We start from the raw sequence: 26,045 nt of genomic DNA, 5'->3' as shown, positions 1-26,045 counted from the left end.
TTCGGACTGGCGGGTTTCGACGGCATGAGCGGGATCAGCTCAACGACCGGAAGGACTACGACTACTTGCCGACGCCGAGCATCACGTAGTCGTAGCGACCGCTGTAGGCCGCGGACGAGTACACGTTGGTCAGACGGCTGCTGCGCCACGAGATGTTCTTCTCGTAGATGAACGGCATCCAGTACGCCTGGTCCAGGATCTCGTGGTCCAGGTCGGTGTAGAGCTGCTTGGCCTTGTTCAGGTCGGTGGTGCCGATCGCGTCGTCGAAGAACTTGTCGACCTTCTTGTCCTTGATCTGCGACTCGTTGTAGTTGCCGGTCGGGAAGATGAAGCGGCTGTCGAACAGCGGCTGCGCGTATCCCTGGCCGGAGTTGAAGTCGGGGCCCCAGCCGCTCATCGTCATGCCGTAGCCACGGGACTTGACGACCTTCGGCGAGCCGGTGATCGAGGAGGCCTGGGCGCCGTCGATCGAGTCGATCGTCAGCTTGATGCCGACCTTCGCGAGCGACGCCTGGAGCGCCTCGGCCGCGTCGACCTCACCCGGGTTGTTGCTGCGGGCGGAGATCTTGGTGGAGAAACCGGCCGGCTTGCCGCACTTCTTCAGCGCGTCCTTGGCCTTGGCGACGTCCGGCTTGCCCTTGCGCTCGACGATGCCGTACGGGTCGTAGTCGCTGTAGCCCGGGATGGACTTCGGGAAGGTGGAGTTGGCGATCTCGCCACCGGCCACCTTGCCGCCGCGCGACTGCTGGATGCTGGCGAAGTCGGTGCCGTAGAAGACGGCCTTGCGGCACTCGACGTTGTCCAGCGGCTTGGTGGCGGTGACCAGGGCCACGTAGCGCACGAAGGACGTCTGGACGTTGTCGACGTTGGCGCGGTGGTCCTGGATCGCCGAGACGCGGCCGGACTGGGTCATGCCGGTGCCGTTGACGTCGACGTCGTAGTCGCCGGCCATCAGGCGCTTGTCGTTCTCCTCCAGGTTGGCGGAGATCGTGACCGTGATCTTGTCCGGCAGGGCCGGGCGGAGCGGGTCGGACGCCTTCTTCCAGGCCGTGTTGCGCACCAGCGTCAGGCTCTTGCCCGTGTTGTAGCTCTGGATCTTGTACGGGCCCGAGGACACCGGCTTCTGGGTGTACTTCTCCTTGGTGTCCTTCGCCTGCGGCACCGGAGCGCCGGTCGGCATGGCGAGCATCTGCTCGAAGTCACCGTTGGCCTTGGGCAGGTGGAAGACGATCGTCTGGTCGTCCGGCGTCTCGATCGCCTTCAGGCCCAGCTTGTCCTTCGACTTGTCCTTGTACGGGCCCTTGTACTCGCCCTTGGGGTCGAGGGTGGAGCGCAGGTAGCCGGGACCGCCGACGATGACGTCGGTGGCCCAGATGCGCTCGATGCCGTACTTGATGTCCTTGGAGGTCAGCTTGGAGCCGTCCTCCCAGCTCAGGCCGTCACGCAGCTTGTACGTGTAGGTCTTGCCGTCGTCCGAGACGGTGGCGGGCGCGGTGGCGAGGTCGCCGACCAGCTTGTTGGAGCCGTTGCCCGGCTTGGTGTCGTAGGTGACCAGGGTGCGGGTGTAGTACCGCATGAAGTCCCAGGTCATGCCGTAGTACGTGCGCTGCGGGTCCAGGGAGTCGAAGTCCTGCTTGCCGACGAACTTCAGCGTCCCGCCCTTCTTGGTGGACGCGTTGACGACCTTGTCCAGCGCGGCGTTGAAGCCGGGCGCCTTGGCGCCGTCCTTGCTGTCGCCGTCACCGCCGCCGCACGCCGTGGTGGCCGCCAGCGCCCCGACGACGAGGGCCGCGCACGCGGCGAGCCGTCGCTTGGGAATACCTGTGGGCATTTTCTCGTATCCTCCGAGATCGCGGTCCGGGCAAGTCGCCGAGGAACCAGTCGGGTGCGCCGCCTGACGAAGCGACAGGGGCCAGTGGAAAGAGGGCTGTTGGGGACCTAGCGGGTGCCCTTGGGGTCGAGTGCGTCACGCAGCCCGTCCCCGAAGAGGTTGAACGCGAGGACGGTGACGAAGATCGTGACACCGGGGAAGACCATGAACATCGGGTCGTGCTCGTACGTCGCGAGCGCGTCGCGGAGCATGCCGCCCCAGGAGGCGGTCGGCGGGCGCACACCCGCGCCGAGGAAGCTGAGGGCGGCCTCGGTGAGGATGTTGGTGGGGATCATCAGCGTCATGTAGACGACGATCGGGGCCACCAGGTTGGGCAGCAGTTCGCGCAGCAGGATGTGCCGGCTGCCGCCGCCCAGCGAGCGGGCCGCCTCCACGTACTCGCGCTCGCGCAGTGAGAGGGTCTGGCCGCGGACGATGCGGCCGACGTAGGGCCAGCCGAAGAAGCCGATGACCAGGACGAGGATGGCGACGCGGACGCCGGTGCCGGTCAGCCCGAGCAGGTCGTCGGGGAGCACGGAGACCAGCGAGATGATGAAGAGCAGCTGCGGGAAGGCGAGCAGCACGTCCATGACCCGGCTGATGACCGAGTCGACCCAGCCGCCGAAGTAGCCCGCGACGACGCCGAAGATCGTGCCGAGCACGACGGCGACGATCGCCGCGAGGAACGCGACGAGCAGCGAGATCCGGGCGCCGTAGACGACGCGGCTGAAGATGTCGCGGCCCTTGTTGGGCTCGACGCCGAACAGGTAGTCGCCGCTGACGCCGCCCAGCGAACCGGTGGGCAGGTTGGTCAGCGGGTCCAGCTTGTCCTGGTGGAAGTCGTTGGGCGGATGGCCCAGCAGACCGACGATGAGCGGGGCGAAGACCGCGACCAGGATCAGGAGGACGACAACGATGCCACCGGCCAGGGCGACCTTGTCCCGCTTGAGGCGGTTCCAGGCGATCTGCTTCAGCGACCGTCCTTCGACCTTGCCGCCTGACTGGCTCGCGGCAGCGTCGACCGACGCGACCGGCTCCGCCTCCGCAGTCGTGTCGTGCAATGGTGCCGTCATCGTGGCAGGGACCCCTCTCAACCGGCGGTGACCGGCCCGCACTTGCCGCTGGTGGCGGCGTGGTTCAGTCCGTCGTTCTCAGAGGGCTCGTACACGAGGTCGAACCCCTTGGAGCGGGAGTCTTCAACCTGTGTGCGATCTGTTGCCAGACTTGACGGGGAAAGGATGCCTAAACGTGATGCTGTCTGGGGCGTTCCGTTATCCGGACGGCGGTCAACGGCGTGCGGACAGTGGGCAGTTGGGGCCGAAGAGGCCGCGAGTCGGACATTGGCCCCAGGAGGGCGCTTGTCTCCCCCAACCCGTCCCTTCCCGAAATGACCGCCGCGCACGCGGAGTTGAGGAGGACTTGAGGTTCAGGCGGATGATCCAGCCCGTCCGGCGTTTGAGGACAAAGCGGTCAGAACGACGCACCGTACGGCGGCGGATAACCGTATCCCCCACCGGCCTGCCCGGCCGGAGCGGCATGCGCCTCGCGGTCGTAGAACGGCCGGGCGTTCGCCCGCAGCCACATCGCCACCGGGTCGTACTCGTCGGACATCGCGACCGTGGACACCGGCAGGCCGTCCGGCACCGCCGAGATGGACTGCTGCATCATCGCGCGCACGGAGTCCACCGACGCGGGCGACGTGTCGTACACGTCGAGGCCGATGGCGAGGTACGGCGCGCCGAGCGCGGGCTGCACCCAGGCGCGGCGCAGCGCGCGCACGGCGGTCGTCCGGTGCGCGTTCTGCGCGAGGACCGCGTAGAACTGCGGGAGGTCGATCGTCGGCTCGGACAGCCGCAGCGGACCGGCCGGCTGCCGGTCGAGGCCGCCCGCGATCCGGCGCAGGTCCAGCCAGGGGATGCCGACGCCGCCGCCCGGCGCGTGCGGGTTGAGCCAGAGGCCGTAGTGGTCCGGGAAGAGCGTGCGGGCCGCGTCGACGCCGCCGACCACCTCGTACGCGCGCGACCAGCCGGAGGCGGAGAGCTCCTGGGCGGAGGTGACGCAGGGGGCGTACCCGAAGCCGTCGACCTCCATGTTCCCGTACTGGGCGTCGGGGGAGCCCGCCTGGCCGTGCCAGAGCAGCATCCAGACCTGGCCCGCCGCGGGGTCGGCGAGCGCCTTGAGCAGCGCCTCGTACGCGTCGTAGCGCCCGGGAGTCACCTGGCGCAGCATCTGCTCGACCTGTCCGGCCGCGGCCGTGCCCGACGCACTCACCCGTAACCGCCCCTTCGTGAACTGCTGCCAGTCTGCGTTTCGCCCGATTGCCCCGCACCGGGGGCGTGACACCGCCCGGTCAGGTCATGAAACCAGCTTAAGCGGCGTTACTGACACCGACTTGACGGACGGTGTCACACCTCTCGTGCGTAGAACGGACGAACACGCGTCCGCAGCCAGTCGGCGACCGGGTCCTGGGTGACGTCGAGGAAGACGAGATTCACCGGCCAGGCGACCGGCATCCGGCCCAGCGCACGGCCGAGCGCGTCCAGCGCGACGTCCCGCGCCGGACCCGCCGGTGCCGCCGAGCCGTCGTGCTCCGTCAGTTCCACGCCGATGAACAGCGACGGGGCGCCGTCCTCGACGACCGCGAGACAGCGGCGCGCCGTGCGGACGGCGCCGGTCGCGTCGAACTCCTCGCGCACCGCGGTCAGGAGGTCGACCGGGTCGTCCTGCCAGTCCGGCTCGGACAGCACGACCCGCCCGCCGGTCGCCGGTCCGTCCAGCGGGGTGCGCCCGCCGCGGGCCAGCTCGGCGACGGCCGGGGGCGGGAGCGGGACGCCGATGGTGCCGTCCGGGTTCACGGCGAGGCCGACCTGCGGCGGCAGCCCGCGGGCGAACTCCACCGCCGGGGCCACCGTGCAGTCCATCCGGCCGCCGGTGACCCGCATGAACTCGTGCTCGGAGCTGAAGACGGGCACGTAGGCCTGGCCCTCGATCTCCAGGGTGGGCAGATCGAGGTCCCGGCTGGCCGGGCCGCCGCCCTTGGGCAGCGGGATCCACAGATGGCCGCGGCCGAGCACCTCGACGATGCGGCCGCCGGCCTCGGGGCGGCCGAGCGCCGCGGAGAGGACCTCCTCCACCTCGTTCGCGGGCCAGCTGTGCTGCGGCTGCGGGTGGGCGTGCGCATCGCCCTCGCCCTGCGCGTAGTGCTCGTGCCCCTGCTCCGGGATGCCCGGCGTCTCCATAGCTGCCTTCAACCTCTGCTCTGCCCCTGCCATACGGTCCGGGCCGACGATAACCCGTTCGGCGGTACCGCCGAGGGGACTCCCCCTCGGTCTCAGGGCTCCAGGAACGTGATTCCGCCGAGTGCGTCGGACGCGGCGCGGTCGAGGAGCACCGCCGACTCGATGCCGGCCGGCAGGTCCCCGGACTCCGTCGACGTGACGAGCGCGGTGACCGCCCTGCGGTGCCGGGCGAACGCGTACCGCGAGACGCCGCGGCCGCGATCGCGCTGCCCCTCCAGGGCCAGGTCGGGCGTCACGTCGAGCAGGATCAGATGGACGGCCGCGCCACGCCGCCCGGCCGTCCGCGTCACCCAGCGGCGCACCCAGGCCTGGGTGCCGCAGTCGTGCACGACGACGCTGGCGCCGGTGCGCATGGCGCGGCGCAGGCCCGCGTAGTGCGCGACGCGGACCAGCGGCCGGTAGAGCGCGTACGGCACCCAGCGCGGCATCCGGGCGGCCCAGCGCTCCCGGGCGTCCTGGGAGTCGATCCGCACCACGGTGACCACGCGCCGCATCAGCGTGGACTTCCCGCTGCCCGGCAGCCCCGACAGCACCACCAGGTCACCCGCCGCGAAGCCGATCCGGCGCGGGGTGCGGCCGCCGCGCCCCCGCAGGTCCCGCACCGAGCGCTGCCGGGGAACGCGCACCCCCGCCACCGCCGGCGCCGTGGTCGCGTACGCCCCCGCCAACTCCTTGTGCACCGTGATCGTCCTCCCCGTTCCGGTCACGCCACTTCTCCCCACCAAGTGTAAAGAGTAGGTAATGCCCTCCGATCTGTTTCCCCGTTCCCCGGACATGCAATGATGTGCGCGCCAACTGCATACAGGCCGCTTGAATCCGCGCGGGAGAGTTCCAGGCACACAGTGACCTGGGCGCCGAAGGAGCAAGTCCCTCCCTTGAATCTCTCAGGCCCCGAACCGCGCGGGCGAGGCACATCTGAAAAGCGGGCCGACCGTCTCGTACGGCGGCCCCACCCAAGGTGCAAGCCCCCCGGGGCGAACCTCTCAGGTTCCGATGACAGATGGGGAGGACACTTCGCCCTCGCCGTCATGCCCTGGAGCACCAGCAATGAGCCCTACGCCTTCCCGCCTGACCGCGCTCGACGCCCTGCACCGGTCGCTCGGCGCCACGATGACCGATTTCGCCGGCTGGGACATGCCCCTGCGCTACGGCAGTGAGCGCGACGAGCACAACGCCGTACGGACGCAGGCCGGACTCTTCGACCTGTCCCACATGGGCGAGATCACCGTCACCGGCGCCCAGGCCGTGGACCTGCTCAACTTCGCGCTCGTCGGCAACATCGGCTCCGTCGGCGTCGGCCGCGCCCGCTACACGATGATCTGCCGCGCCGACGGCGGCATCCTCGACGACCTGATCGTCTACCGCCTCGCGGAGACCACGTACATGGTCGTCGCCAACGCGGGCAACGCCCAGATCGTGCTCGACGCGCTGACCGAGCGCGCCGCCGGGTTCGACGCCGAGGTGCGCGACGACCGGGACGCGTACGCGCTGATCGCCGTGCAGGGCCCGAACTCCCCCGCCATCGTGAAGTCCGTCACCGACGCCGACCTGGACGGGCTCAAGTACTACGCGGGCCTGCCCGGCACCGTCGCGGGCGTCGAGGCGCTCATCGCCCGCACCGGCTACACCGGCGAGGACGGCTTCGAGCTGTTCGTCGCCCCGGCCGACGCCGAGAAGCTGTGGCGGGCGCTGACCGACGCGGGCGCCGAGTACGGCCTCGTGCCGTGCGGCCTGTCCTGCCGGGACACGCTGCGCCTGGAGGCGGGCATGCCGCTGTACGGGCACGAGCTGACCACGGAGCTGACCCCGTTCGACGCCGGTCTCGGCCGCGTCGTCAAGTTCGAGAAGACGTCCCACGGCGATGACTTCGTCGGCCACGACGCCCTGGCGGCCGCCGCCGAGCGCGCCGAGACCGCCCCGCCCCGCAAGCTGGTCGGCCTGATCGCCGAGGGCCGCCGCGTCCCGCGCGCCGGCATGTCCGTCGTCGCCGACGGCCGGGTGATCGGCGAGATCACCTCCGGCGCCCCGTCCCCGACGCTCGGCAAGCCGATCGCCATCGCGTACGTCGACCCCTCGCACGCCACGCCGGGCACGACGGGTGTCGGCGTCGACATCCGCGGTACGCACGAGCCGTACGAGGTCGTGGCTCTGCCGTTCTACAAGCGCCAGAAGTGACCCTCACCAGCCCCGCCGTCATCAGCACCCTCCCCCGTACAGGAGAATTCGCCTCATGAGCAACCCCCAGCAGCTGCGCTACAGCAAGGAACACGAGTGGCTGTCGGCCACCGAGGACGGCGTCGCCACGGTCGGTATCACGGAGCACGCGGCCAACGCGCTCGGTGACATCGTCTTCGTCCAGCTCCCCGAGGTCGGCGACACCGCCACCGCGGGCGAGACCTGCGGCGAGCTGGAGTCGACCAAGTCCGTGTCCGACCTGTACTCCCCCGTGACGGGCGAGGTCACCGAGATCAACCAGGACGTCGTGGACGACCCGGCGCTCGTGAACTCGGCCCCCTTCGAGGGCGGCTGGCTGTTCAAGGTCCGCCTCTCCGAGGAGCCCGCCGACCTGCTCACCGCCGACGAGTACACCGAGTTCTCCGGGAGCTGACCCCCCTCATGACTGAGCAGAAGTCCGTACTGAACGAATCCCTGCACGAGCTCGACCCGGACGTGGCCGCGGCCGTCGACGCCGAGCTGCGCCGCCAGCAGTCGACGCTCGAGATGATCGCGTCGGAGAACTTCGCCCCGGTCGCCGTCATGGAGGCGCAGGGGTCGGTCCTCACCAACAAGTACGCGGAGGGCTACCCCGGCCGCCGCTACTACGGCGGCTGCGAGCACGTCGACGTCACCGAGCAGATCGCCATCGACCGGGTGAAGGAGCTGTTCGGCGCCGAGTACGCCAACGTGCAGCCGCACTCGGGCGCCTCCGCGAACCAGGCCGCCCTGTTCGCCATCGCCCAGCCCGGCGACACGATCCTCGGCCTGGACCTGGCGCACGGCGGCCACCTCACGCACGGCATGCGCCTGAACTTCTCCGGCAAGCAGTTCAACGTGGTCGCGTACCACGTGGACGAGGCCGGCCTGGTCGACATGGCCGAGGTCGAGCGCCTGGCCAAGGAGCACCGCCCGAAGGTCATCATCGCGGGCTGGTCGGCCTACCCCCGCCAGCTGGACTTCGCCGAGTTCCGCCGCATCGCCGACGAGGTCGAGGCGACCCTGTGGGTCGACATGGCGCACTTCGCGGGCCTGGTGGCCGCGGGGCTGCACCCGAACCCGGTGCCGTACGCGGACGTCGTCACCTCCACGACGCACAAGACGCTCGGCGGCCCGCGCGGCGGCATCATCCTCGCCCGCAACAAGGACTTCGCGAAGAAGCTGAACTCCGCGGTCTTCCCGGGCTTCCAGGGCGGCCCCCTGGAGCACGTGATCGCGGCCAAGGCCGTCTCCTTCAAGGTCGCCGCCTCGGAGGGCTTCAAGGAGCGCCAGCAGCGCACGATCGAGGGCGCGCAGATCCTCGCCGAGCGCCTGACCTCGGAGGACGCCCGCGCCCACGGCGTGAACGTGGCCTCCGGCGGCACCGACGTGCACCTGGTCCTCGTCGACCTGCGCGACTCCGAGCTCGACGGTCAGCAGGCCGAGGACCGGCTCCACGAGGTCGGCATCACGGTCAACCGCAACGCGGTCCCGAACGACCCGCGCCCGCCGATGGTCACCTCCGGCCTGCGCATCGGCACGCCGGCTCTGGCCACCCGCGGCTTCGGCGCCGACGACTTCCGCGAGGTCGCCGACGTCATCGCCGAGACGCTCAAGCCGTCCTACGACGCCGCTGCGCTGAAGGCCCGGGTGACCGCACTCGCGGAGAAGCACCCTCTGTACCCCGGCCTGTAGCCATTCCGTACGCTTTGCGGCGTACGAATTTTCGGGGCACCCCGCACACTGGACAGTGAGCAGGGTGCCCCGTGTCACGTCCCCCGTCCCACCCGTCTGTTCCGAACACCGGCGGACAGCGTCGTCCGCCACCACCATTGGAGTCCCACCGTGGCCATCTCGGTCTTCGACCTGTTCTCGATCGGCATCGGCCCGTCCAGCTCCCACACGGTCGGCCCGATGCGCGCCGCCCGGATGTTCGCGCGCCGCCTCAAGAACGAGGGCCTGCTGGCCCACACCGCCTCGATACGCGCCGAGCTGTACGGCTCCCTCGGCGCGACCGGCCACGGGCACGGCACCCCGAAGGCGGTGCTGCTCGGCCTGGAGGGCGACTCCCCGCGCACCGTCGACGTCGAGCACGCCGACCAGCGCGTCGAGGAGATCAAGACCTCCGGCCGGATCAACGTCCTCGGCGTGCACGAGATCGGCTTCGACTTCGACGAGGACCTGATCCTGCACCGCCGCAAGGCCCTGCCGTACCACGCGAACGGCATGAGCCTGTGGGCGTTCGACGCCGAGGGCGGCGAGCTGCTCACCAAGACGTACTACTCGGTCGGCGGCGGATTCGTGGTCGACGAGGACGCCGTGGCGGGCGACAACCCGATCGTCCCGGACGACACGGTCCTGAAGCACCCCTTCCGCACCGGCGACGAGCTGCTCCGCCTCACCCACGAGACCGGCCTGTCCATCCCGGCGCTGATGCTGGAGAACGAGAAGGCCTGGCGCACCGAGGACGAGATCCGCGCGGGCCTGCTGGAGATCTGGCGGGTCATGCAGGCGTGCACCTCCCGCGGCATGGCCCGCGAGGGCATCCTGCCGGGCGGCCTCAAGGTCCGCCGCCGGGCCGCGAGTTCGGCCCGCAAGCTGCGCGCCGAGGGCGATCCGCTGGCCCACGCCATGGAGTGGATCACCCTGTACGCGATGGCGGTGAACGAGGAGAACGCGGCGGGCGGCCGCGTGGTGACCGCTCCGACGAACGGCGCGGCGGGCATCATCCCGGCGGTCCTGCACTACTACGTCAACTTCGTGCCCGGCGCCGACGAGGAGGGCGTGGTCCGCTTCCTGCTGTCCGCCGGCGCCATCGGCATGCTCTTCAAGGAGAACGCCTCGATCTCCGGCGCCGAGGTCGGCTGCCAGGGCGAGGTCGGCTCGGCCTGCTCGATGGCGGCGGGCGCCCTCGCCGAGGTGCTCGGCGGCTCCCCGGAGCAGGTGGAGAACGCGGCGGAGATCGGCATGGAGCACAACCTCGGCCTGACCTGCGACCCGGTCGGCGGCCTGGTCCAGATCCCGTGCATCGAGCGCAACGGCATGGCGGCCGTGAAGGCGGTCACCGCGGCCAAGATGGCGATGCGCGGCGACGGCTCGCACAAGGTGTCCCTGGACAAGGTCATCAAGACCATGCGGGACACCGGTGCGGACATGTCGGTGAAGTACAAGGAGACGGCGAGGGGCGGCCTCGCCGTCAACATCATCGAGTGCTGAGGGGCGTACCGGCGCTCATGTCCGGGACGGCGGTCACAGGGTGGCCGTCGTCCCCTCACCGGAGCCGCTGCCCTGGAGCCACTGGTCCCAGCTCAGGTTGAAGGCCGCGTAACCGTTGTCGGCCGGGGCCTTGGCGCGCGGCGAGCCGGTGATCGTCACCGGGTCGCCCTGCTTGACCTGGCCGTAGAACCACTTGGCGTCGGACATCGACAGATGCACGCACCCGTGCGAGCCGCGGGCGCTGCCGCTGCCCGGGTTGGGGTCTCCGGTCGAGTAGTGCACGTACGTACCCGACTGCGTCAGGTGTACGTCCCAGGGCAGCGTCAGGTCGTAGTAGTTGGGGCTGCCCTTGTCGCAACTGATGCCGACGCTGCAGGAGGTCATGTGGACCTTCTCCTGCTTGTCGATGACGGCCATCGTGCCGTTCCAGGTCGGGTACTCGGCGCTGCCCGCGTTGATGGACAGGGTGCGCACCGCCGACCCGTTCTTCGTGACCTTCATGGTGTGGCCGCTGACCGAGACGTCGGCGCGGACGTCGTCGCCGACCTTGAAGGTGTGGGTGTAGCTGTGCGTGCCGTAGCGCCCGTTGCCGTTGGAGACGCCCTCCATGTCGGCGACGACCTTCACCTTCGTACCGGAGGGCCAGTACTCCTTCGGGCGCCAGTCGGCGCGCTTGTCGCCGAACCAGTGCCAGGCGCCCTCGACCGGCTGCGAGGCGCTGATCTTCATGTGCTTCTCGACCGAGGCCCGGGCCTTCTCGGCGACCGGGTTGGTGAACACCACCGAGACGGGCATGGCCACGCCGACCGTGGCGCCGCCCTGCGGCATGATCGTCTCCAGCAGCATCGGCGGGCCCTTGGGCTTCGTCGGGGACGGCGAAGCGCTCGCCTTCGCCGACGGCTTCCCGTTGTCCCCGTCCGCCTTGTCGCTGCCGCTTCCGCCGCAGGCGCTCGCGCCCACGAGCACCGCCGCCGTCACGAGTGCGATCCCTATTCCGCCGCCCTTGCGCCGTCCCACGAGCTGCCCCACTTTCCTCGATCCGTGCCCTCTGAATCCGGGGCCCGGCCTTCTGTCAGACCCTTGTTCGGGTGGGCTCAGTTGCATGTGGCCGTGTAAAGCGTGTTCCAAGATTGCGCGCGGTCACACAGGCGGACCCTTCCCCGTAAAGCCGCCCGCAGGCAGGTTCGGATCGGGGAGCATGCGGGGACCATGACAGTTCAACCTCGTCGACCCCACCGACCAGGAGGCCCGCGCATGCTCCACGGCATCGACGTCAGCTCGTACCAGTCCACCTTCGACACGGACGGCCAGTCGTTCGTCTTCATCAAGGCCACGGAGGGGCGCAGTTACGTCAATCCGCGCCTGACCCACCAGACGAAGCTGGCCCGGGACGGCGAGTGCGTCGTGGGCTTCTACCACTTCCTGTGGCCGGGGAACATCGCCGCCCAGGCCGCGTACTTCGTGTCCAAGGCCCCCGAGAAGGCCGGCGACCTGCTGGCGGTCGACTGGGAGACGACCGGCGACGGCAGCCGCGCGAGCAACGCGGACAAGGACCACTTCATCCGCGAGGTGAAGCGGCTGCGGCCGGACAATCGGGTCATGCTCTATTGCAACCGCGATTTTTGGTTGAACCACGACACCACGTCGTACGCCGGTGACGGGCTGTGGATCGCCGACTACGTGACGGCGGGGAAGCCGCGCATCAAGGCGAAGTGGACGATCCACCAGTACACGTCGAGCCCCCACGACAAGAACGTGGCCGTGTTCACGAGCGAGAGCACGCTGCGCGACTGGGCCACGCCCTGACGGGAGTTGCGGACGCGCGTCGTCAGGCGCGCCACTCCGCGGTGCGCTCCGGGGACGCCGCGTCGAGTGCCTTGCGGACGGCCGCGGCGTCGGCGGCGAGGCCGTAGACCGGGGTGCCGGGCTGCTGGCGCCAGGAGTCGTCCTGGCCGCCCGCGTCGACGGTGTCGAAGCCGATCTCGTCCAGGAGGGCCGTCACGGTTTCCTTCGCCGCCTTGTCGTCGCCGGCGATCGGCAGGGCGACGCGGGCCGGGTCGCCGGCGGGGCGGGCCTTGTCGACGATGTCGGCCGCGTAGGTGCCGTTGAACGCCTTGACGACCTCGTGGCCGATCTGGCGCTCCGTCCAGCGGCTCTCGGTCAGGCCCTCGTCCTCGATCCCGGTGATCTTCCCGTCGCGCTGCTGCGGGTAGTAGTTGCCGGTGTCGATGACGGTGACGTCGGGCGCCGCCGTCTCCAGCAGGCCCTGGGGCAGGTTCGGGACCGCCTTCAGCGGGATGGTGACCACGACGACCCGGGCGTCGCGGACCGCGTCCTCGATGGTGGCGGGGGTGGCGCCGGTCTCCTCGGCGAGGCCGGTGAGGGTGTGCGGGCCGCGCGAGTTCGCGACGTGGACGTCGTGGCCGACGGCGGTGAGGCGGCGGGTGAGGTTGCCGCCGATGTTGCCCGCGCCGATGATGCCGATCTTCATGTCTCGCCCTTCCGGAGATGCATGCATGTGCATCGAGTGCGAACCCGGGGAGCGGACCGGCTATTCCTCAGGATCCGAGCTTCCCCTGAACGGCCGACAGCTCGGCCCGCGCCACCCGGCCCGCCGCCTCCGCGTCGCCCGCCACGACCGCCGCCACCAGGTCCGTGTGCGCCGCGTCGCCGTGGTCGCGCTCGGCGCGGGGGACGTCGACGAGTGCGAGCAGGTCGATCAGGGCCTCGCGCAGGGCCGGTGCGAACTCGGCGAACAGGTCGGTCAGTACGGGGTTGTGGGCGGCGGCGACGACCGTGGCGTGCAGCGCGATGTCGGCGTCGATGAAGGCGTCGCCGGGGCCGTCGGCGGCCGCCCGCCGGGCGTCGAGGGCGGCCCGCATCGCGGTGATGTCGGCGTCGGTGCGCCGCTCGGCCGCGAGCCGCGCCGCCTGGACCTCCAGGAGCGTGCGCACCTCGTACACGTCGGCGACGGCGGCCCTGCGCAGCCGTGCCGGGAAGTCCTCCGCCGGGCGGGCCGCCGTCACGAAGACGCCGGCGCCCTGCCGCGGCCGCACCATCCCGGCCCCGGCGAGCGCGCGCAGGGCCTCGCGGACCGTGGAGCGGCCGACGCCGAGATCCTTGGCGAGGGTGGTCTCGCCGGGGAGCCGGGTGCCGACGGGCCAGGTGCCGTCGGCGATCCGGGCGCGCAGCCGCTCGGCGGCCTGTTCGACGAGGGGGCTGGGGCGGAGCGGCCCCACGGACGGCACGGACGGCACGGGGCACCAACTTGTCTGAGGAGTACTTGTCTGAGGAGCTGAGGTGTGGCTAGTCTACCGACTGTGTTCATGATGCGCGGACTCCTTCTTCTCGGCAGCCGCGGCGGGGCCTGACGCGACCGGCACCCCGCCGCGGGGTGCCGTGCTGCCGGTCGTCACCCGTCGACCGCGAAGGACAACCGATGTACCGCTGGAATCCACAGACCCCCTCCCCCATGCCGTTCCACCGCTACCGCCCCCACCACGAGCGCGTCGCCCTCGCGCCGGTGCGGGAGCGGAGCTGGCCGGGGCGCCGGATCACCGAGGCCCCGCTCTGGGTACCGGTCGACCTGCGCGACGGCAACCAGGCGCTGGCCGAGCCGATGGACAGCGCGCGCAAGCAGCGCTTCTTCGAGCTGCTGGTGCGCACGGGGTTCAAGGAGATCGAGGTCGGCTATCCGTCCGCCAGCCAGACGGACTTCGACTTCGTCCGTCACCTCGTCACGGGCGGCCTGGTCCCGGACGACGTGACGCCGGTCGTCTTCACCCCCGCGAAGGCGGACCTGATCGAGCGCACCTTCGCCGCCGTCGAGGGCCTGCCGCGCGCGGTCGTCCACCTGTACATCGCGACGTCGCCGGTCTGGCGGGACGTGGTGCTGGGCCGGACGCGCGCGGAGATCCTGGCCATGGTGAAGGAGGCCGGCACGCACATGGCCCGGCTGGCGGACGCCCGCGGGGGCGCGCACATCCGCTTCCAGTTCGCGCCGGAGACCTTCAACCTGACCGAGCCCGACTTCGCGCTGGAGCTCTGCAACGAGCTGACCGCGCTGTGGGACGCGAGCCCCGACCGGCCGGTCACCCACAATCTGCCGACGACGGTCGAGATCGCGACGCCGGACGTCTACGCGGATCAGATCGAGTACATGCACCGGCACCTGGACCGGCGTGACTCCGTGATCCTCTCCGTGCACCCGCACAACGACCGCGGCACCGGCGTCGCCTGCGCCGAACTGGCGCTCCTCGCGGGCGCGCAGCGGGTCGAGGGCTGTCTGTTCGGCAACGGCGAGCGCACCGGCAACGTCGACCTGGTGACGCTGGCCCTGAACCTGTACACCCAGGGCGTCGATCCGAAGCTGGACCTCTCCGACATCGACGCGGTGCGCGAGACGGTCGAGCACTGCAACCAGCTGCCCGTGCACCCCCGCCACCCGTACGCGGGCGACCTCGTCCACACCGCCTTCTCCGGCACCCACCAGGACGCGATCAGCAAGGGTTTCGCGCACCGGGCCGCCCAGCCGGACGGGCCGTGGGAGGTGCCGTACCTGCCCGTCGACCCGGCCGATCTCGGGCGGTCGTACGAGGCCGTGATCCGGGTCAACTCCCAGTCGGGCAAGGGCGGGATGGCGTATCTGCTGCGGGAGCGCCACGGCATCGACCTGCCGCGGGAGATGCGGCCCGAGTTCGCGCGGGCGGTCCAGGAGGCGACCGACGCGAGCGGGCGCGAGGCGGGCCCGGACGAGCTGTACGCGCTGTTCCGGGACGGCTATCTGGACGTCGCCGGGCCGGTCCGGCTGGTCGGCTGGACCACCCGGCAGGACGGCGCCGAGGTGCATCACTTCGCCTGCACCGTCGAGGTCGACGGCGAGCGGCAGGAGCTGGAGGGGAAGGGCAACGGTCCGCTGGCGGCCTTCGGTGACGCGCTGCGCGCCGCCGGTGTGGACGTCGAGATCGAGTCGTTCGCCCAGCACGGGCTCAGCGGGGGCTCGGGCGGCGAGGCCGTCGCGTACGCGCGCTGCCGGGTGGGGCGGGCGGGCGCATGGGGCGCGGCCCGGCACACCTCGGTGCTCGCCGCCTCCGTGGGGGCGGTGCTGTCCGCGGTGAACCGGGCCGCTGTGATCCGGGGTTGAGCCGGTCCCCGTCCCGGTGCTCAGGCCTTGTTCAGGTTGGCCCAGAACTCGTCGAAGGAGAGCACCTTGTCGCCGTTGGCGTCCTGCCGGGCGATGAGCACCTCGGCCACCGCCTCGGTGACGTTGAAGTCGCCCATCTGCGCCATGGCGCTCTTGTACTCGGCCGCCGTGATGAAGCCGTCGCCGTCCGCGTCGAACCGGTCGAACGCCTTGCGTGCTTCCTCGATGCTCGCCACCGGGACCACCCCTCGTTTACGTACTGCTCGTACTGCCGTATTGACGGAGGTCAGATTAACCGGCCGGGTGGGCGCGCAGTGCGGCGACCACCCACGCGAACTCCGGGCGGTACGCGGAGGGTGCCTGACCGCCCTTGACGACACAGAGGAGTTCGCGGGACCGGTTGACCTTGTCGTCCATCGAGGCCGTCAGCCGGTCCAGGACCGTCGGGCGGTGGGCGTCCTCGCCGAGCAGTTCACGCAGGACCGCGTCCGCCTCGGGGCTGTCCGGCGCGACACCGTCGCGCACGGCGGCACCGGCCGCGCCGATCAGCCTGCCCAGGAACTCCATGGACGCGCCCGCGACGTCCTCGCGGGAGCGGTCGGCCGCGTTGTACGCGTAGGCCCGGCGCATCCTCGCCTTGAAGTCCGGGTCCTGGTACAGCTCGACCAGCTCCACCCAGGCGTCGACCTGTTCGGGTGTCGGGTCGTCCGGCAGTCCTTCGCTCATCCCGCGCACCCGCTCCTGAATCGCGGGGTCGACGGTGTCCAGGCCGTGCAGCATCTCCTCGGCGAACTCGTCCATGATCCGCTTGCGTTCGGCGGTGGACTGCCGTGCCAGTCTGTTCATCAGGGCCATCTCCTCGGCGCTCGAATTCCGCTGGGCGACCGTCGACAGCACCGCGCGGTTGAGCCGCAGCACCCGGATCTGCGCGTCGAGGGCCACCACGTGGGCGGCGGCCACCGAGGCGATGTCCCGCTCCCCGGCCAGGACGGTGCGTACGTCGTCCAGGCCGAGGCCCAGCTCGCGCAGGGTGCGGATCAGTTCGAGCCGGGCCAGGGACTCGGCGTCGTAGAGCCGGTAGCCGCCGTCGCTGCGGGCGACGGGGTGCAGCACACCCTCGTCGGACCAGTAGCGGATGGTGCGCACCGTGAGGCCGGTGCGGCGGGCCAGCTGTCCGATCGTGAGCAACCGGGGTCGTTCGTCGGTCATGCCGGGAAGTCTGTGCCCTCCAGCGGGTGGAGACTCAAGCGTCCGTGTTCCGGAGGGGCACTGCTCACCGGAAGATTCCGGTGTGGCCCAGGGAGTAGCGGCCGGGCTGCGGATAGACGGCGAGGCCGTGCGGGCCGTTGCCGACCGGGATGCGGGCGACCTGGACGCCGGTGCGGGTGTCGATGGCGTAGACCTCGGCGTCGTAGCGGCCGGACAGCCAGAGGGTGTTGCCGTCCGCCGAGACGCCTCCCATGTCGGGGCTGCCGCCCTGCGGGAGCTTCCACTTCTTGGTCAGCTTGTTCTGCGGGAAGTCAAAGACGGAGATCGTGCCCTCGCCGCGGTTGGAGACGTACATCTCCCTGGAGTCGCGGCTGACGTAGAGGCCGTGGGTGCCCTTGCCGGTGGGCAGCAGCTTCGGGGTGGTGAAGGTGTCGCCGTCGAGCACCCACATGCCGTTGGCCATCATGTCGGCGATGTAGAACCGCTTGCCGTCCGGGGAGATCTTCACGTCCTGCGGCATCGCCCCGTCGAACGGCAGCTTCTGGTGCGCGACGACCTTCATCTTCGCGGTGTCGACCTTCAGCAGCTCGCCGCTGAACTCGCAGCTGACGATGAAGTACCGGCCGTCGGCGGAGAAGTCGGCGTGGTTGACGCCGTAGCAGGAGACCGGCTCGGTGTGCTGGATCTTCATGGTGTGCGGGTCGCGGAAGACCAGTTCGCGGTCGAGCGAGGCCATGACGACGGCGTGCTTGCCGTCGGGGGTGAAGTAGAGGTTGTACGGGTCGTGGACGTCGACCGGGGCGCCGGCCTTCCCGGTGCGCGGGTCGATCGGGGTGAGGGTGTTGCCCTTGTCGTTGTTGACCCAGAGCGTCTTCATGTCCCAGGAGGGGACGACGTGCTGGGGCTGCCGGCCGACCTTGATCGTCTCGGTGACCTCGAACGTCCTGGGGTCGATGACGGTGACCGTGTCGGACTCGGTGTTGGGCACGTAGACCCGGGAGGGGAAGTCCTTGACCACGGGCGACAGCTTGTTCGGGCGGTCGGCGGCGTAGACGTCCTTGGTGTCGAGGACGGGCGGCATCCCGGGCAGCCCGTGGACGGCCTGCCGCTGCGGCGCGGCCGGCTTGGCGGGCTTGATCGCGTCCTGGGCGGCGTGTCCGGCGGAGGACTCGGTGCCGCAGCCGGTGAGCGCGGTGAGGACGGCCGCGGTCAGCAGCAGGCCGGTACGGCGGGTGGGGTTCACGAGAGCAGCTCCGTACAGGTCACCGCGGACAGGCCGCGCCGGTCGAGATGGTCGAGGAGGGACGGCAGGGCCTTGACCGTGTCCGCGTAGCCGAAGTGGAGGCTGACGATCGAGCCGGGCCGGACGGCCGAGACGACGTTCTGGACGACGGCCTCCTGCCCCGGCGAGGTGTAGTCGAGCGAGTCGACGTCGTAGCCGAGGACGTGCGGATAGCCGGCGCCGCGGGCGAGGCGGGCGACGAGCGGGGTCGCGGTCCGGGTCCGCGAGGGCCGGAACCAGGTGCCGATGGAGCCGGTCAGCCGGCGGATGCGGTCGGCGCAGCCGGTGATCTCGGCGCGGGCCTCGGCTTCGGGCAGCTCGCTGATGCCGATGTGGCGCATGGTGTGGTTGCCGAGGTCGTGGCCGCCGTCGAGGATGCGCCGGGCCAGCTCGGGGTGCTGGTCGAGCCAGGTGCCGACGGCGAGGACGGTGATGTGGGCGTGGGCCCGCTCCACCTGTTTCAGGAGCGCCTCGGCGACGGCCGGATCCCCCTGCCCGTGGAAGGTGAGGGCGACCCGGTCGCCGGAGCGCGGGCCGTGGGCGATCTGGGCGGGCTGCCCGGGGAAGCGGCGGGGGCCGGGTGCGGCGCGGGTGGTGAGGCCCGTGCGGTGGGCCTTCGGGGCGGGCGCGCTGGTCGCGGTGTCGGTCTGCTCGGCGGGGGCGCAGCCGGCGGCGAGAGCGGCGGTGAGTCCGGCTCCCGCGCGCAGGGCCGAGCGGCGTCGGATCGGTTCTGCCTGAGTCACCCGCCTTATTTAAGGGCGATCAGGGGCGAAAGCCTCCTACCGACCCGAGGGCCTTAATGATTGCTGAACACCGTCTGCACATTTCCTTCATTTGCGAGGCTGATGACCCTTGTCACCAATGATTCATTTGGCCCTTCCTGGCCCCGTCTGCCATGATCGGTGCTACGACCCCCATTGACCCGGGCCAGGTCGTCCACAGCCGCCGCGGAACCCACCCCCCATGTCCGCGGCGCACCACACGAAAGCCCCCGCGGCGCCGCACGACGGCGAGAACGGGGGCTTTCGTGCATCTTCCGGGGGCGGCGTCAGCGGTCGGCGACCCGCATCTCGAACCAGGTCGTCTTGCCGCGCGGCAGCAGATCCACGCCCCAGCGGTCGGAGATCTTGTCGACGAGGAAGAGGCCGCGCCCGGACACGTCGAGTTCGTGGACCGGCATGAGGCAGGGCAGCCCGCGGGACGGATCGCGGACCTCGACCCTGATCCAGCCGCGGCGGCGCAGCATGCGCAGGCCGAAGACGCGGGCTCCGGTGTGCCGTACCGCGTTGCCGACGAGTTCGGAGACGAGCAGGACCGCGTCCTCGGTCATCTTCGGGGAGAGTCCCCAGTGCCGCAGGATGACGACCTGGGCGAGCCGCCGCGCGGTCGCCGCCGATTCCGGGCGCGACGGCAGCGGCACCTCCGCCTCGGTCGGATTGCCGAACAGCTCCAGCGCCCGCAGCGCGTGCTCGTCCTCCACCGCGGGAGACCAGCGCGCCGCGGTCGCACCGCCGTGCCTCCGCGGCTGTTCGACACCCTCAAGCCCCGCCATGCCCACCATGATGGCTGCACAGCGGGGCCCGTGGGACCGTTCCGGCTGAATAAGCCCCCCGGAACGCCTCATTCCGGGAGCCTCTTTTGGCATATGCCAATGGCAGATAGAGGGTCGCTACAGCCCGCCTGACCTGCGACGACGCATCGCGCACAGTCGGTCGATGATCGTCACCGGCGCAGATCGCTTAAGGTTCTCTTAAGGCGGGGATAATGCGCCCCAACGGGGGACGTGATCAACTTCGCCTGCCGGTAAGGAAGTTGACGCACCGTCCGCGAGGACCATCAGGCGAACTTCGCCTTGCCCGGACCTTCCTCCACGAAGCTGCGCATTCCGGTCTCCCGGTCGGCGGTGGCGAACAGGCCCGCGAACCAGTTCCGTTCGAGGGCGAGGCCGGTCTCCAGGTCCGTCTCCAGACCCGCGTCGATGGACTCCTTGGCGGCGCGCAGCGCGATCGCCGGGCCCTGCGCCAGCTTCGCGGCCCAGGCGTGGGCGGCGGTGAACACCTCGTCCGCCGGGACGACCTGGTCGACGAGCCCGATCCGCAGCGCCTCGTCGGCCTTCACATGGCGGCCGGTGAAGATCAGGTCCTTGGCCCTGGACGGGCCGACCAGACGGGCCAGGCGCTGGGTGCCGCCCGCGCCCGGGATCAGACCGAGCAGGATCTCGGGCTGGCCCAGCTTGGCGTTCTCCCCCGCGATCCGGTAGTCGGCACACAGCGCCAGTTCGCAGCCGCCGCCCAGGGCGTAGCCGGTGATCGCGGCGACCACCGGCTTGGGGATGCGGGCCACCGCCGTGAACGAGTCCTGGAGCGCCCGGGACCGCACGACCATGGCCGCGTGGTCCATGGCCTGCATCTCCTTGATGTCGGCGCCGGCCGCGAACACCTTCTCGCTGCCGCGCACGACCACGGCCCGGACGTCGTCACGGGCCGTGGCTTCTTCCGCGAGTTCCTTGATGCGGTCCTGGGTGGCGATGTCCAGGGCGTTCATCGGGGGGCGGGCGAGGCTGATCGTGCCTACGCCGTCGGCGATTTCCAGGGTTGCGGTCATGCTCCGCACAGTACCCACAAGCCCCTCCGGCGATTGAGGAGCGGGGTCCGGGGCAGAGCCCCGGGACCTCGGCACCTTGCGGGGTGCCGTGCCGTCCCGGCCGCGGGCCGGTGGGGCTTCCCGCGCAGTTCCCCGCGCCCCTTGCGGGGCGCGGGACCCCGCCTACTTCTTCCAGTCGGCCCAGGACATGTTCCAGCCGTTCAGGCCGTTGTCCGGGGAGACCGTCTTGTCCTTGGAGTTCTTCACGACCACCACGTCACCGGTGATCGACTGGTCGAAGAACCAGGCGGCCGCGACCTTGCCGTCGTACCCGCCCCGCACATCGCGCAGCCCGATGCACCCGTGGCTGGCGTTGTAGTTGCCGAAGGCGTCGCCGCCCCAGTAGTTGCCGTGGATGAAGGTGCCGGACGTGGTCAGGCGCTGGGCGTGCGGGACGTCCTTGATGTCGTACTCGCCGCCGTAGCCGACCGTCTCGCCGTTCATGCGGGTCACCTTGAGGCGCTCGCTGATGACCATCTGGCCGTTCCAGGTGTCGTAGCCGGGCTTGCCGGTGGTCACCGGGATCGTCTTGATGGTCTTGCCGTCGCGCTTGACGGTCATCTTCTTCGTCTTCACGTCGACCGTGGAGACCTGGCTGCGCCCGATGGTGAACTTCACCGTGCGGACCTGCTTGCCGTAGACGCCGTCCCGGCCCTCGACGCCGTCGAGGTTGAGCTTGACGGTGACCTTGGTGCCGGCCGCCCAGTACTCCTCGGGACGGAAGTCCAGGCGGTCGTTGCCGAACCAGTGGCCCGCGACGTCGACGGCGGGTTCCGTCGTGATCGAGATGGCCTTCTCGACGTCCTCGGGGTGCGTGATGCCCCGCGTGAAGCGGACCGAGAACGGCATGCCCACGCCGACCTTCGAGCCGTCCTCCGGAGTGAACGTGCCGATGAAGGTGTTCTTCGGCGTGAGCGTGGTGAAGCTGGTGTCCTTGGCCGACTCGCGGCCGTCCTTGTCCTTGGCCACCGCATGCACCTTGTACGTGGTGGAGGCGGCCAGGTGGTGGTCGGGCGCCCAGGAGGTGCCCCCGGTGATCTTGCCGTCGACCTTGTTGCCCTTGCTGTCCGCGACCTCGACCGCGGTCAGCTTCCCCTGGGCGGACGTGACCTTGAGCGCCCCGCTGGTCGCCACGCTCTTCGCGCCGTCCTTGGGCGCCACGGTCACCACCGCGGCCGACGCCTTGGTGTCCTCGCCCGCCTTGTCGGATTTCCCCTTGCCGTCGCTCCCCGTGTCCGAACCGCCCCCGCCACCGCAAGCGGTGACCAGCAGCAGTGCCGCGCCCAGCAGAGCAGCCGATATCGGCCGTCGCCCGTTCAAGATGTGTCTCCCCTCGCCAGGCCCGGGTCCAGGGCCTGCACCCCTGCGCGTCCGCGCGCGCACTGCGAAAGATAACCACACGACCTGGGAAAACGGAGCCCCGAACTATGTCACCGTTTAGTCCCAACCGCCGGTACCCCGCCCCCCTTTCGGCCCGTCGTCCTTCCCCCGGCGGGGCACCGGCCCTTCACTTCGTGGCTAGGAATGCGCGGCGCCCCCGGCCTTCCACGTTCTCCAGTCCATGTTCCAGCCGCCGAGCCCGTTGTCAGCAGCCACTTTCTTGTCAGCGCTGTTGCGCACCTCGACGACATCACCGATGAGCGTGTGGTCGAAGAACCATCCGGCGGGCGTGAGTGAACTGCCGCCCTTGACGTCGCGCAGGCCGACGCAGCCGTGACTGACGTTGGCCGAACCGAAGGCGCCGCCCGACCAGTAGTTGCCGTGCAGGAAGGTGCCGGAGTCGGTGAGCCGGATCGCGTGCGGCACGTCCGGGATGTCGTACTCGCCGCCGAACCCGACGGTACGGCTGTTCATGCGGGTGACCTCGTGCATCTCGGTCACCACCATCTTCCCGTTGTACGTGGTCGAGCTCGGCGCCCCCGCGGTGATCGGCAGGGTGTCGACCGCCTCTCCGTCCCGGACGACCCGCATGGTGTGCGCGGCCGCGTCGACGGTGGAGACCTGGCTGCGCCCGATGGTGAAGGTGAACGTCTTGTGCTGGAGGCCGTAGACGCCGGAGGCGCCCTCCACGTCCCGCAGGTCGAGGTCGACGGTGACCCGGGTGCCGGGCTTCCAGTACTTCTCGGGGCGGATGTCGAGCCGCTCCTTGCCGAACCAGTGCGGGGCGACCGGCACGGCGGGCCGGGAGGTGACGCGGACGGCGCGCTCGACCGCGGCCCGGTTCTCGATCTCCCGGTTGAACGCCAGCTTCACGATCATGCCGGTGCCGACCGTGGCCCGGTTCTCCGGTGTGACGTAGCCGATGAAGCGCTCGTCGGGGACGAAGGTGGTGAAGGCGGTGTGGCGCGCCATCCGCCGCCCGTGCTCGTCGACCGCCACCGCGTCGACCGTGTACTGCGCGGCGAGCGCGAGCCCCTCGGCGTCCCGCCCCGTCGGCCGCCACCGGGTGCCGTCCTCGTCGAGCCGGCCGGGGACGGTCTCCTCCTGCGCGTCCTGGATCCGGACGACCTTGACGGACTGGAGCCGGCCCTCGGGGACCTCGACCCGGAGCTTCCCGTCACCCTTCACGTTCTTGCTCGCGTCGTCCGGTGTCACCCGGATCATGTCCTCGGGCGCGCGCGGCTTGCCGAGCACCTCGTGCGAGTCGCAGCCGGCGGTTACGCCGACGAGTCCTGCCCATGCCAGTACGGCGCCCAGTGTCGCCCCTGCGCGCCGCGCGCGCCTCACAGCAGTTTTCACGCCAGGCCAACGACGGGCACCCCACTGGGGAAACGTGAGTGCGAGCCAAGCTCTGGGCAGAACAGTGGGGAGGGCTCGAGGGGAGCGCGGCCGGGACGCCGCGCGCCCTGCTCCGGCCCGCCAGTCGTGGAGCCGCGGGAGGCTGACAGGTGTCGAGCGCACCCGAACAGGAGGCCGTGCAGTCCGGCACGGGGACAGCCGTGCCGGACGGCGCGACGGGTCAGGAGCGGACGGTGCCGTCCGCGCTGCTCGCGCGGGGCCGGGAACGGGAGTTCACGCGCCCGGTGGGCCCGGTGTGGCCGGGGACACCGGTGCCGCTCGGGGCCCGCTTCCGGGTCGGCCCCGACGGTGTCGCGGGCACCAACTTCGCGCTGTGGGCGGGCGGCGCGGAGCGGGTGGAGCTGTGTCTGTTCGACGAGGAGGGCCGCGAAAGCCGTTCGTCGCTGGCCGAGTTGACGCACGAGATCTGGCACGGGTTCGTGCCCGGGGTGCGCCCGGGGCAGCGCTACGGCTTCCGGGTGCACGGCCGCTGGGACCCGTGGACGGGCGCCCGCTGGAACCCGGCGAAGCTGCTCCTCGATCCGTACGCGCGCGCGGTGGACGGCGAGTTCGGACTGCCGCCGGAGGTCTACGGCCACGTACGGGACTGGCCGGAGCAGCACGTCGCCGACACCGTGCGCGACGACCGGGACTCGGCGCCGTACGTCCCCAAGGGCGTCGTGGTGCACGACGACGCGCCCGACGACGAGTGGGCGGACGACCGGCGCCCGAAGACCCCGTGGGCGGACTCGGTCATCTACGAGCTGCACGTGCGCGGGTTCACCCGCCGACACCCGGGGATCCCCCAGGAGTTGCGGGGCACGTACGCGGGTCTCGCGCACCCGGCGGCGATCGAGCACCTGACCCGGCTCGGGGTGACGGCGGTGGAGCTGCTGCCGGTGCACCAGTTCGCCCACGAGGACCACCTGCTGCGCCGCGGCCTGAAGAACTACTGGGGCTACAACTCGATCGGCTACTTCGCCCCGCACGCGGCGTACGCGGCCTCCGGCACGGGCGGGCAGCAGGTCGGCGAGTTCAAGCGGATGGTGCGGGCGCTGCACGACGCCGGGATCGAGGTCATCCTCGACGTCGTCTACAACCACACGGCGGAGGCGGGCGAGCTGGGCCCGATGCTGTCGCTCAAGGGCATCGACAACCGCGGCTACTACCGCCTCCAGGACGACGCCCGCCGCTACGCCGACTACACCGGCTGCGGCAACACGCTGCACGTCGTCCAGCCGCAGGTGCTGCGGCTCATCACCGACTCGCTGCGCTACTGGGTGACGGAGATGGGCGTCGACGGCTTCCGCTTCGATCTGGCGGCGGCGCTCGCCCGCTCGATGCACGACGTCGACATGCTCTCCCCGTTCCTCGCCGTCATCGCGCAGGACCCGGTGCTGCGGCGCGTGAAGCTGATCGCCGAGCCGTGGGACGTGGGCTCCGGCGGCTACCAGGTGGGTGCCTTCCCGCCCCTGTGGACGGAGTGGAACGACCGCTACCGCAACGCCGTACGGGACTTCTGGCGCGGCGCGCTGCCCGACGTACGGGATCTGGGCTACCGCCTGTCGGGGTCGAGCGACCTGTACGCGTGGGGCGGGCGCAGGCCGTACGCGTCGGTCAACTTCATCACCGCGCACGACGGGTTCACCCTGCGCGACCTGGTCAGTTACGAGCGCAAGCACAACGAGGCGAACGGCGAGGGCAACCGGGACGGGACGAACGACAACCGGTCGTGGAACTGCGGCGCCGAGGGCGAGTCGGCCGAGCCCTCGGTGCCGGCCCTGCGCCGGCGGCAGCTGCGCAACCTGCTGACGACGCTGCTGCTGTCGACGGGCGTGCCGATGCTGGTCGCGGGCGACGAGTTCGGACGCACCCAGCGCGGCAACAACAACGCCTACTGCCAGGACAACGAGATCAGCTGGGTGGACTGGGGGCTGCTCGAAGAGCCGGGCTGGCGCGCGCTGTTCGACCTGACCTCCCGGCTGATCGCGCTGCGCCACGCGCACCCGGTGCTGCGCCGCCGGGCGTTCTTCTCGGGGCGCGCGCACTCGGCGGACGGGCTGCGGGACCTGGCCTGGTTCACGTCCCGGGGCACGGAGATGACCGAGCGGGACTGGTACGCGCCGGCGGCGACGCTCGGCATGTACCTCTCCGGCCGCGACATCCCGGGCCGGGACGCCCGCGGTGAACCGGTCGAGGACGACAGCTTCCTCGCGGTGCTGCACGCGGGCGACCGCGCGGAGAGCTTCGTCCTGCCCGGTGAGCCGTGGGCCAGGGAGTACGAGGTCGTCGTCGACACCGGGCAGGAGTCGCAGGAGGCGGCGCCGGGCGTGGTGCACCCGGCGGGCGGCACGGTGACGGTGGGGGCGCGGACGGTGCTGCTGCTGCGGGTGCGGGCCTGACGGGCCCGCG

23 protein-coding genes and 1 riboswitch are annotated in these 26,045 nt (G+C 70.7%); of the genes, 7 read left to right on the top strand and 16 right to left on the bottom strand.

Annotated features, from left to right (window positions below; genetic code table 11):
- Positions 1-61: 61 nt before the first annotated feature.
- The 5 genes from ABZ930_RS24575 to ABZ930_RS24555 all read right to left on the bottom strand — a co-directional run bounded on the left by ABZ930_RS24575 (position 62) and on the right by ABZ930_RS24555 (position 5,876).
- Positions 62-1,831: an ABC transporter substrate-binding protein gene (locus ABZ930_RS24575; RefSeq protein WP_361551436.1), complete on the bottom strand. Its 1,770-nt coding sequence runs from the start codon at positions 1,829-1,831 to the stop codon at positions 62-64.
- Positions 1,832-1,938: 107 nt separating this feature from the next.
- Positions 1,939-2,943 (bottom strand): ABC transporter permease, encoded by a 1,005-nt coding sequence (locus ABZ930_RS24570; protein WP_361551433.1) that lies wholly within the window; start codon positions 2,941-2,943, stop codon positions 1,939-1,941.
- A gap of 397 nt (positions 2,944-3,340) precedes the next feature.
- Positions 3,341-4,141 carry an enhanced serine sensitivity protein SseB C-terminal domain-containing protein gene (locus ABZ930_RS24565; protein WP_361551430.1) on the bottom strand — a complete coding sequence of 267 codons (801 nt, stop codon included), beginning with the start codon at positions 4,139-4,141 and terminating at the stop codon, positions 3,341-3,343.
- 134 nt (positions 4,142-4,275) lie between these two features.
- Positions 4,276-5,109: an enhanced serine sensitivity protein SseB gene (locus ABZ930_RS24560; protein ID WP_361551427.1), complete on the bottom strand. Its 834-nt coding sequence runs from the start codon at positions 5,107-5,109 to the stop codon at positions 4,276-4,278.
- 92 nt (positions 5,110-5,201) lie between these two features.
- Positions 5,202-5,876: an AAA family ATPase gene (locus ABZ930_RS24555; protein WP_361551424.1), complete on the bottom strand. Its 675-nt coding sequence runs from the start codon at positions 5,874-5,876 to the stop codon at positions 5,202-5,204.
- 104 nt (positions 5,877-5,980) lie between these two features.
- A riboswitch (glycine riboswitch) is annotated at positions 5,981-6,078 on the top strand.
- A 138-nt stretch (positions 6,079-6,216) separates the two neighbouring features.
- Between ABZ930_RS24555 and gcvT the strand changes: the two genes are divergently transcribed.
- The 4 genes from gcvT (at position 6,217) to ABZ930_RS24535 (ending at position 10,578) form a co-directional block, all read left to right on the top strand.
- Positions 6,217-7,344: a glycine cleavage system aminomethyltransferase GcvT gene (gene gcvT / locus ABZ930_RS24550; RefSeq protein WP_361551421.1), complete on the top strand. Its 1,128-nt coding sequence runs from the start codon at positions 6,217-6,219 to the stop codon at positions 7,342-7,344.
- Between the two features lie 55 nt (positions 7,345-7,399).
- Positions 7,400-7,777 carry a glycine cleavage system protein GcvH gene (gene gcvH, locus ABZ930_RS24545; RefSeq protein ID WP_351459976.1) on the top strand — a complete coding sequence of 126 codons (378 nt, stop codon included), beginning with the start codon at positions 7,400-7,402 and terminating at the stop codon, positions 7,775-7,777.
- An 8-nt stretch (positions 7,778-7,785) separates the two neighbouring features.
- Positions 7,786-9,057, top strand: a complete 1,272-nt coding sequence (glyA, locus tag ABZ930_RS24540) for a serine hydroxymethyltransferase (protein WP_361551417.1) — start codon at positions 7,786-7,788, stop codon at positions 9,055-9,057.
- 150 nt (positions 9,058-9,207) lie between these two features.
- The gene (locus ABZ930_RS24535) at positions 9,208-10,578 is read left to right on the top strand and encodes an L-serine ammonia-lyase (protein WP_361551414.1); all 1,371 of its coding nucleotides are present in this window, start codon (positions 9,208-9,210) and stop codon (positions 10,576-10,578) included.
- Between the two features lie 33 nt (positions 10,579-10,611).
- Here ABZ930_RS24535 and ABZ930_RS24530 read toward each other — a convergent pair whose 3' ends face one another.
- Entirely contained in the window at positions 10,612-11,607 is a 996-nt protein-coding gene (locus ABZ930_RS24530) for a L,D-transpeptidase (protein ID WP_361551411.1), read from the bottom strand.
- A gap of 225 nt (positions 11,608-11,832) precedes the next feature.
- Here ABZ930_RS24530 and ABZ930_RS24525 point away from each other — a divergent pair, with 225 nt between their 5' ends.
- The gene (locus ABZ930_RS24525) at positions 11,833-12,384 is read left to right on the top strand and encodes a glycoside hydrolase family 25 protein (protein ID WP_361551408.1); all 552 of its coding nucleotides are present in this window, start codon (positions 11,833-11,835) and stop codon (positions 12,382-12,384) included.
- 22 nt (positions 12,385-12,406) lie between these two features.
- Here ABZ930_RS24525 and ABZ930_RS24520 read toward each other — a convergent pair whose 3' ends face one another.
- On the bottom strand, positions 12,407-13,096 hold the full coding sequence (locus tag ABZ930_RS24520) for an NAD(P)-binding domain-containing protein (RefSeq protein ID WP_361551405.1): 690 nt from the start codon (positions 13,094-13,096) through the stop codon (positions 12,407-12,409).
- A 40-nt stretch (positions 13,097-13,136) separates the two neighbouring features.
- Complete coding sequence (locus ABZ930_RS24515) at positions 13,137-13,826, bottom strand: FCD domain-containing protein (RefSeq protein WP_361551554.1); 690 nt, start codon at positions 13,824-13,826, stop codon at positions 13,137-13,139.
- Between the two features lie 191 nt (positions 13,827-14,017).
- Between ABZ930_RS24515 and leuA the strand changes: the two genes are divergently transcribed.
- On the top strand, positions 14,018-15,721 hold the full coding sequence (leuA, locus tag ABZ930_RS24510) for a 2-isopropylmalate synthase (protein ID WP_361551402.1): 1,704 nt from the start codon (positions 14,018-14,020) through the stop codon (positions 15,719-15,721).
- Between the two features lie 20 nt (positions 15,722-15,741).
- On the opposite strand, the gene ABZ930_RS24505 is transcribed toward leuA, so the two are convergent.
- The 8 genes from ABZ930_RS24505 to ABZ930_RS24470 all read right to left on the bottom strand — a co-directional run bounded on the left by ABZ930_RS24505 (position 15,742) and on the right by ABZ930_RS24470 (position 23,582).
- The gene (locus ABZ930_RS24505) at positions 15,742-15,957 is read right to left on the bottom strand and encodes an EF-hand domain-containing protein (protein ID WP_361551399.1); all 216 of its coding nucleotides are present in this window, start codon (positions 15,955-15,957) and stop codon (positions 15,742-15,744) included.
- 55 nt (positions 15,958-16,012) lie between these two features.
- Complete coding sequence (locus ABZ930_RS24500) at positions 16,013-16,930, bottom strand: MerR family transcriptional regulator (protein WP_361551396.1); 918 nt, start codon at positions 16,928-16,930, stop codon at positions 16,013-16,015.
- Between the two features lie 64 nt (positions 16,931-16,994).
- Positions 16,995-18,173 carry a PQQ-binding-like beta-propeller repeat protein gene (locus tag ABZ930_RS24495; RefSeq protein ID WP_361551393.1) on the bottom strand — a complete coding sequence of 393 codons (1,179 nt, stop codon included), beginning with the start codon at positions 18,171-18,173 and terminating at the stop codon, positions 16,995-16,997.
- Entirely contained in the window at positions 18,170-18,964 is a 795-nt protein-coding gene (locus ABZ930_RS24490; RefSeq protein WP_361551551.1) for a polysaccharide deacetylase family protein, read from the bottom strand. Before ABZ930_RS24490 ends, ABZ930_RS24495 begins: the two co-directional genes overlap by 4 nt.
- Positions 18,965-19,260: 296 nt before the next feature.
- Positions 19,261-19,764, bottom strand: coding sequence for an ATP-binding protein (locus ABZ930_RS24485; protein ID WP_353944830.1), 504 nt, complete (start codon positions 19,762-19,764; stop codon positions 19,261-19,263).
- A 284-nt stretch (positions 19,765-20,048) separates the two neighbouring features.
- The gene (locus ABZ930_RS24480; RefSeq protein WP_361551389.1) at positions 20,049-20,816 is read right to left on the bottom strand and encodes an enoyl-CoA hydratase-related protein; all 768 of its coding nucleotides are present in this window, start codon (positions 20,814-20,816) and stop codon (positions 20,049-20,051) included.
- Between the two features lie 162 nt (positions 20,817-20,978).
- Entirely contained in the window at positions 20,979-22,175 is a 1,197-nt protein-coding gene (locus ABZ930_RS24475; protein WP_361551386.1) for an Ig-like domain-containing protein, read from the bottom strand.
- A gap of 198 nt (positions 22,176-22,373) precedes the next feature.
- On the bottom strand, positions 22,374-23,582 hold the full coding sequence (locus ABZ930_RS24470) for an Ig-like domain-containing protein (RefSeq protein ID WP_361551383.1): 1,209 nt from the start codon (positions 23,580-23,582) through the stop codon (positions 22,374-22,376).
- Positions 23,583-23,827: 245 nt separating this feature from the next.
- On the opposite strand from ABZ930_RS24470, the gene glgX reads away from it, so the two are divergent.
- A complete protein-coding gene (gene glgX, locus ABZ930_RS24465) occupies positions 23,828-26,035 on the top strand; it encodes a glycogen debranching protein GlgX (RefSeq protein ID WP_361551548.1) in 2,208 nt (735 codons plus the stop codon).
- The last annotated feature ends 10 nt before the right edge of the window (positions 26,036-26,045 follow it).

This window comes from Streptomyces sp. NPDC046716 (assembly GCF_040645755.1).
Taxonomy (GTDB): domain Bacteria; phylum Actinomycetota; class Actinomycetes; order Streptomycetales; family Streptomycetaceae; genus Streptomyces.
The sequence above is the reverse complement of the archived record's forward strand: the minus strand, read 5'-3'. Positions and strand labels throughout refer to the sequence as shown.

Excerpts from the sequence above, each read along its gene's own strand:
- ABZ930_RS24575 (WP_361551436.1), bottom strand. The coding sequence starts at position 1,831 with ATGCCCACAGGTATTCCCAAGCGACGGCTCGCCGCGTGCGCGGCCCTC.
- ABZ930_RS24570 (WP_361551433.1), bottom strand. The coding sequence starts at position 2,943 with ATGACGGCACCATTGCACGACACGACTGCGGAGGCGGAGCCGGTCGCG.
- ABZ930_RS24560 (WP_361551427.1), bottom strand. The coding sequence starts at position 5,109 with ATGGAGACGCCGGGCATCCCGGAGCAGGGGCACGAGCACTACGCGCAG.
- gcvT (WP_361551421.1), top strand. The coding sequence starts at position 6,217 with ATGAGCCCTACGCCTTCCCGCCTGACCGCGCTCGACGCCCTGCACCGG.
- gcvH (WP_351459976.1), top strand. The coding sequence starts at position 7,400 with ATGAGCAACCCCCAGCAGCTGCGCTACAGCAAGGAACACGAGTGGCTG.
- glyA (WP_361551417.1), top strand. The coding sequence starts at position 7,786 with ATGACTGAGCAGAAGTCCGTACTGAACGAATCCCTGCACGAGCTCGAC.
- ABZ930_RS24525 (WP_361551408.1), top strand. The coding sequence starts at position 11,833 with ATGCTCCACGGCATCGACGTCAGCTCGTACCAGTCCACCTTCGACACG.
- ABZ930_RS24520 (WP_361551405.1), bottom strand. The coding sequence starts at position 13,096 with ATGCATGCATCTCCGGAAGGGCGAGACATGAAGATCGGCATCATCGGC.
- leuA (WP_361551402.1), top strand. The coding sequence starts at position 14,018 with ATGTACCGCTGGAATCCACAGACCCCCTCCCCCATGCCGTTCCACCGC.
- ABZ930_RS24500 (WP_361551396.1), bottom strand. The coding sequence starts at position 16,930 with ATGACCGACGAACGACCCCGGTTGCTCACGATCGGACAGCTGGCCCGC.
- ABZ930_RS24485 (WP_353944830.1), bottom strand. The coding sequence starts at position 19,764 with ATGGCGGGGCTTGAGGGTGTCGAACAGCCGCGGAGGCACGGCGGTGCG.
- ABZ930_RS24480 (WP_361551389.1), bottom strand. The coding sequence starts at position 20,816 with ATGACCGCAACCCTGGAAATCGCCGACGGCGTAGGCACGATCAGCCTC.